The sequence below is a fragment of the Chromohalobacter sp. HP20-39 genome (assembly GCF_033052815.1).
GTDB lineage: Bacteria > Pseudomonadota > Gammaproteobacteria > Pseudomonadales > Halomonadaceae > Chromohalobacter.
Window position 1 is genome coordinate 1 of sequence record NZ_JAWHTP010001135.1, and the last position, 238, is coordinate 238.

General features: G+C 60.9%; 1 protein-coding gene. It reads right to left on the reverse strand.

The features are described 5' to 3' along the window. Positions 1 to 185: hypothetical protein (locus RVY79_RS21440; RefSeq protein ID WP_317466645.1), on the reverse strand; the 185-nt coding region annotated here is incomplete at its 3' end. Between the last annotated feature and the right edge of the window lie 53 nt (positions 186 to 238).

Sequence of the window (238 nt, forward strand, 5' to 3'; positions counted from 1 at the left end):
GTGTTCTCGTACACCTCGGTCTTCAACGCTTGCGCCGCGCTGATGGTGTTCTTGAGGAAGTTAGCGGCATCGAACACCGGCCAGCCGGAGGCATGGGCGGGGCTCGACAGCACGACGGCGGATGCGGCCACGACGAATGTGCCGCGCATCTTTCGCAAAGTTGCAGAGAATGTGGTCTTGAGCATGGGTGGCTCCTTCGATTGAGAGATGGCGCAACGCAGCGCCGTGGTACGACTTC